This window comes from Pseudomonas sp. P5_A2_2, assembly GCF_054177685.1.
In genome coordinates this window covers 1-5,978 of record NZ_JBGCUL010000234.1, presented here as the reverse complement: position 1 = coordinate 5,978, position 5,978 = coordinate 1, and the positions used below count along the sequence as shown (strand labels likewise).

At 62.3% G+C, this 5,978-nt stretch carries 7 protein-coding genes; all 7 read right to left on the bottom strand.

Annotated elements, in window-relative coordinates:
* On the bottom strand, nt 1–1,943 hold a 1,943-nt coding region (locus ACXRVY_RS14920), incomplete at its 3' end, for a molybdopterin cofactor-binding domain-containing protein (RefSeq protein ID WP_458237666.1).
* Entirely contained in the window at nt 1,940–2,410 is a 471-nt protein-coding gene (locus ACXRVY_RS14915; RefSeq protein WP_008046998.1) for a (2Fe-2S)-binding protein, read from the bottom strand. The genes ACXRVY_RS14920 and ACXRVY_RS14915, both read right to left, overlap by 4 nt.
* A gap of 235 nt (nt 2,411–2,645) precedes the next feature.
* Nucleotides 2,646–3,665 (bottom strand): UDP-N-acetylmuramate dehydrogenase, encoded by a 1,020-nt coding sequence (gene murB / locus ACXRVY_RS14910; protein ID WP_223459616.1) that lies wholly within the window; start codon nt 3,663–3,665, stop codon nt 2,646–2,648.
* Nucleotides 3,662–4,126, bottom strand: coding sequence for a low molecular weight protein-tyrosine-phosphatase (locus ACXRVY_RS14905; RefSeq protein WP_223459618.1), 465 nt, complete (start codon nt 4,124–4,126; stop codon nt 3,662–3,664). The genes murB and ACXRVY_RS14905 overlap by 4 nt, the downstream gene beginning before the upstream one ends.
* The gene (gene kdsB, locus ACXRVY_RS14900; RefSeq protein WP_223459620.1) at nt 4,126–4,890 is read right to left on the bottom strand and encodes a 3-deoxy-manno-octulosonate cytidylyltransferase; all 765 of its coding nucleotides are present in this window, start codon (nt 4,888–4,890) and stop codon (nt 4,126–4,128) included. Before kdsB ends, ACXRVY_RS14905 begins: the two co-directional genes overlap by 1 nt.
* Nucleotides 4,887–5,072, bottom strand: a complete 186-nt coding sequence (locus ACXRVY_RS14895) for a Trm112 family protein (RefSeq protein ID WP_003179363.1) — start codon at nt 5,070–5,072, stop codon at nt 4,887–4,889. Before ACXRVY_RS14895 ends, kdsB begins: the two co-directional genes overlap by 4 nt.
* A gap of 24 nt (nt 5,073–5,096) precedes the next feature.
* A partial coding sequence (lpxK, locus tag ACXRVY_RS14890) for a tetraacyldisaccharide 4'-kinase (protein ID WP_458237665.1) occupies nt 5,097–5,978 on the bottom strand: 882 nt, incomplete at its 5' end.

Genomic DNA, 5,978 nt, shown 5'->3' with positions numbered 1-5,978 from the left:
GTACCGTCGTCTTTCACCTCCACTTCGATCACCGCCGCCACATACGTCACGAAGCTGTAATGCACCGCCAGTCCCAGACCGCGACCCTTGGGCAACTCGCGCCCCCAACCGGCGGCCTTGGCGGCGGTCTCCAGTACCGTGCGCAGGCGCGCGGTGTCGATCGGATAACGCTCGGGGGATTCGCCGTAGTTCCACTCTTCACTCAAGGTGCGCGGATCGATCTGACGGTCCGGACCGAGCAGTCTGATCTGGTACTTCAGCGGATCCTGCCCGGCCTYGTGCGCCAGCTCATCGATAAAACTCTGGATCGCGAAGCCATGGGGAATGTTCGATACCGAGCGATACCAGCCGACGCGGGTGTGCACCGTTGCTTCGGGGTTCTCCAGGCGAATGTTGGGGATCGCATACGCCATGTTGGTGAATCCCATGCCCAGTTCGAACGCTGCCTCATGGTTCATGCCCGGTGCAAACAACGCAGTGATGCTTGGCGCCACCGTACGGTGCAACCAGCCGGACGGCAGGCCATCCTTGTTCAGGCTGGCCTTGAGGTATTCGGCCGAAACGGTGTGGAAGTAGGAACAATGGATGTCGTCTTCGCGGGTCCATTGCACCCGCACCGCTTTGCCGGGGAATTCCTTGGCGAGGATGGCGGCTTCGATGATGAAGTCAGGCTTGGACTTGCGCCCGAACCCGCCACCCAGCAAGGTCACATTGAACGTGACCTTGTCGAACGGCAGGCCCAGGCGTTCACCGATCCGCTCCCGGGTGACCTGCGGCGCCTGGCTTGGCCCCCAGGCTTCACAGGCACCGTCCGTGAACCGCGCAATGGCGACCATCGGTTCCATCGGCGACTGTGACAGATGCGGCAAATAGTAGGAGGCTTCCAGGGTGCTGTCGGCGCTGGCCATGGCCTTGTCGATGTTGCCGGTATTGCGCACCACCTTGCCGGGCTTGAGCGAGGCAGCTTCAAGTTCCTTGCGATAGGCGATCGAGTCGTAGCTGGCATGGGGGCCGTCGTCCCACTCGATTATCAGCGCCTCGCGGCCCTTGATCGCCGCCCAGGTATTGCTCGCCACCACGGCGATCCCGCCGAGCGGTTGAAATTCCGAAGGCAACGGACGGCTTTCGATCTGCACCACCTTGACCACGCCGGAGACCTTCATCGCCGCGCTGCCATCAAAGCTTTTGATTTTGCCGCCATACACCGTGGGCCGCGCAATGGTCGCGTACAGCATGCCGTCGAAATGCACGTCGGCGCCGTACACCGCACGACCGTTGACGATGTCTTCACCGTCGATGGCCTTGGTGCCTTCCTTGCCGATGTAACGGAATTGCTCGGGTTGCTTGAGTTTCAGGCTGTCGCGGGCCGGAACCGGCAAGGCGCCTGCGGCGGAGGCCAGGGCGCCAAATCCGATTTCGCGGCCAGAAGGCTCATGGACAACCTTGTGCAATTGCGCATGGCATTCACCAACCGGCACTTTCCATTGTGCAGCCGCAGCCTGTTCGAGCATGGTCCGCGCAGCGGCACCGCAGCGACGCATCGGCTCGTACCAGTGACGCATGCTGCGCGAGCCGTCGGTGTCCTGGTTGCCGAAACGCACTTCATCGCCGGGGGCCTGCTGCACCTTGACCATCGCCCAGTCGGCTTCCAGCTCATCGGCCACCACCATGGTCAAGCTGGTGCGCACACCCTGGCCCATCTCCGAGCGGTTGCAGATCACGGTCACCGTGCCATCGGCGGCGATGCTCACATAAACTTTCGGATCGTCGACCCAGCCGTGGGGCATGCCGTCGGCGCCGAACTTCTTCTCTTTCTCTTCGGCAAACGCGTCCTGCCAACCCCAACTCGCGGCGACCACCAACGCACCGGTCACCCCCACGCCTTTGAGAAAACCACGGCGACTGAGGTTGCTCAGGGCAATATCATTCGGTAACCGGCTCATGCCTTGGCCTCCTTCAGGTGAGTGGAAGCCTGGCGGATCGCGGTCTTGATACGGTTGTAGGTGCCGCAACGGCAGATGTTGCCCACCATGGCTTCTTCGATCTGCTCGTCGCTCGGGTTCGGATTGGTCTTGAGCAGCGCCGTCGCCGACATGATTTGCCCGCCCTGGCAGAAGCCACATTGGGCGACTGCCGTGTCGAGCCAGGCTTGCTGCACGACTTTGCCGATCGGGTCGGCGTGCAGGTTGTCGATGGTGCTGACATTCTGCCCGACGACTGAACCGATGGGCGTGATGCAACTGCGTGCCGGAGCCCCTTCGATATGAATGGTGCAGGCTCCGCACAGGCCCATGCCGCAGCCGAATTTGGTGCCGTTGTAACCGGCCACGTCGCGGATCGCCCAGAGCAGCGGCATGTCCTCGGTGACGTCGAGTTGATGGTCTTGACCATTGAGTTTCAGGGTAATCATGGGCACGCCCGCATAGTTCTTGAGTTATGGGGTCGAGCAATCTGCCGCTGGATTTCGATGGGTCGCACGCAGATCGACTCAGGCTAATGGGCTCTCTTATGCGGACGCAGATGTCTGCACCGGGCCTTTGGTGGAGCAAGAGTGTGCATCGTTAGCTGACTAAGTTAACCGAGCATTAACAAAAAAACCCTGCACAATAAACATTGTGCAGGGCCTTTTGATTCGTCTTGGAAGCTTAATACCGGTTCGGCTCCATTTCCAGATCGACATGGAAACGCTCGAAAATGTCTTTCTGGATGCGCTGCGCCAGGTTCAGCAATTGCAGGCCCGTCGCGCCGCCATAGTTGACCAGCACCAGCGCCTGCAATTTATGCACGCCAGCGTCAGCCTCACGGAACCCCTTCCACCCCGCCCGCTCGATCAACCAGCCGGCGGCCAGTTTCATTCGACCGTCGGGTTGCGCATAGGCCACCAGGTCCGGGTACTCACCCTTGAGCCGCGCAGCCAGCGCCGCCGACACCAAGGGGTTCTTGAAGAAGCTGCCGGCATTGCCGAGCACGGCCGGGTCCGGGAGTTTTTCATTGCGGATGCTGCAAATGGCCTGGCTGACATCGCTGGCGGTCGGATGCTCGATGCCTTGTTCGGTCAGGCGCTGACGCACCGGTCCGTATTCCAGGTGCAGATGCGCCGCGCGGTCGAGGGTGAAACGCACACGCAGGATCAACCAACGCCCCGGCTCCTGCTTGAACAGGCTGTCGCGGTAAGCGAAGTTGCACTCTTGCAGTGTGAAGTCGCGCAGTTCGCCGGTCTGGCGATCGAGGGCGGTCAGGCCGGCGAACACGTCCTTGATCTCGACGCCATAAGCGCCAATGTTTTGCATGGGTGCCGCACCGACGGTGCCGGGAATCAGGCTGAGGTTTTCCAGGCCGGACAACCCCAGGGACAGTGTGTGTTGCACAAAGGGATGCCAGGGCTCGCCCGCCTCGGCCTCAATCACCACTTTGCCGCCCTCATCGCTCAGCACGCGAATCCCGCGCGTGGCCATGCGCAGTACCAGCGAGTCGATATCCGCCGTCAGCAACAGGTTGCTGCCACCGCCGATCACCAGCACCGGAACCTCGTGTTCCAGCCCATAGGCCAAGGCTTCACGCACATCGGCGTCGCTATGGGCCTCGGCAAACAGCCGAGCCTCAACGTCCACGCCAAAGCTGTTGAACGGCTTGAGCGAAACCTGCGATTGAACCTGCAAACTCATAACCGTCCCTTCAATTCGATCACCAGTAAATCACTGGCGTGCTCGATCAGGTCAAGCACCTGCTCGAAGCCTTGCTCACCGTCGTAGTACGGGTCCGGCACTTCATCGACTGGCGACTGGTAACGGCGCAGGAACAGGTCCAGCTCGGCCTTGCCCTTGGCCGGTTGCAAGGCCTCGAGATTGCGCAGGTTGCTGTTGTCCATCGCCAGGATCAGGTCGTAGGTGGCGAAATCGGCGCGGCTGACTTGCCGGGCGCGCTGGGTGGACAAGTCATATCCACGCAGCTTCGCCGCGGCCTGACTGCGCTGGTCCGGMGCCTTGCCGACATGCCAGTCACCGGTGCCCGCGGAAGCGACTTCGACCCGATCAGCCAGACCCGCTTCACGCAATTTGTGCCGCAGCACGCCTTCGGCCGTGGGAGAGCGGCAGATGTTGCCCAGGCAGACAAACAGAACCCGCATCACGCCTCCAGCAGGCGACGAACGCGCTCGAGGTCTTCAACGGTATCGACACCGGCTGGCGGTGCGATCAGTGCGTCGGCCACATGGATCCGCGCGCCGTGCCACAGGGCACGCAGCTGCTCCAGGCACTCGGTGTTTTCCAGCCAGCATGGACCCCAGCTGACGAAATCCTGAAGGAAACCGGCGCGGTAGGCATAGATGCCGATGTGGCGGCGGTACGGCACACCTTCGGGCAACTGCTCAGGGTTCACGGCGAAGGCATCCCGCGCCCAAGGCAAGGTGGAACGACTGAACGTCAGCGCCAGGCCATTGAGGTCGCTGACGACCTTGACCACGTTGGGATTGAACAGGGTGTCCACGTCTTCGATCGGCTCGGCCAGGGTGGCCATACGCGCTTCGGCGTGGGCCGCCAGGTTGGCGGCGACCTGATCGATCACACTTGGCGGGATCAGCGGTTCGTCGCCCTGGACGTTGACCACGATGGCGTCGGGCGCCAGGCCCAGTTTCATCGCGACTTCGGCCAGGCGATCGGTACCGGAATTGTGATCTTCACGGGTCATCACCACTTCGGCACCGAAGCCTTTGCAGGCCTCGACGATACGCGCGTCATCGGTGGCCACCACCACGCGCTCGGCACTGCTTTTGCTCGCCTGTTCCCAGACGTGCTGGATCATTGGCTTGCCGGCAATCAGCAGCAACGGCTTGCCCGGCAGGCGGGTGGAGGCGTAACGCGATGGAATGACGACGGTAAAGGCTGTGGTCATTTATCCAGGCGCTCGTCGGTGGTCAGGGTGCGCGCTTCGGATTCGAGCATTACCGGGATGCCGTCGCGAATCGGGTAGGCCAGGCCTGCGCCCTTGCTGATCAGCTCGGTCTTGTCGGCGCTGAGCTTGAGCGGGCCTTTGCAGACCGGGCAAGCGAGGATATCGAGCAATTTGGTGTCCATGAGCATTCCCTGGAAAAAACGGAGTTAAGGCAACAAACGAGCCGGCAGCAGGCGCATCAGCTGTGTGTCGAACCAGGCCACGAAGGCCGGCGACGGCACGGCATCGACCGCCAGGTACCACCAGTCGGCGGCGGCAAAGGCACGGCATTTCACCGCGTCTTTTTCCGTCATCACCAACGGCAATGACGGCGTGAAATTCAAAGCCTGCACACTGTATTCGGCGTGATCGGCAAACGCATGTGGAACCGGCTGCCAGTGTAGCGTTTCGAGGGTCTTGAAGAAACGTTGCGGATTGCCGATGCCGGCCACCGCGTGCAGGGCCTGGCCGCTGGGGAAGTGGTCGAGGGGACGCCGTTCGCCGCTGCGCAGATTGACCAGCGCGGTGGATTGCAATTGAAAGGCAAACCCATCATCGCGGTCAGTCGCCGCCCCGTTATAGAGGACCGCGTCGACGCTTTGCAGGCGCTCGACCGGCTCACGCAATGGCCCGGCAGGCAGGCAACGGCGGTTGCCCAGGCCGCGAGCGGCGTCGATCAACACCAGTTCCAGGTCGCGGGCCATGYGGTAGTGCTGCATGCCGTCGTCAGACAGGATCAGGTCCAGCGGCTCACTGGCCAGCAAGGCTATGACGGCGTTACTGCGATTGGGATCGATCATCAGCGGCACGCCGGTGCGCTGGACGATCAGCAACGGCTCGTCACCGGCGACATCGGCACTCTGTTCGGCCTCGACTCGCCATGGCAATTGCGGCGGTTTGGCGCCGTAGCCGCGGCTGAYCACGCCGACCCGCAGGCCGCTGCGCTGGCAGTGCTCGATCATCCATAGAATCAGCGGCGTCTTGCCGGTGCCACCCACGGTGATGTTGCCCACCACAATCAGCGGCACGGGTGGCAGATAGATCTCGCC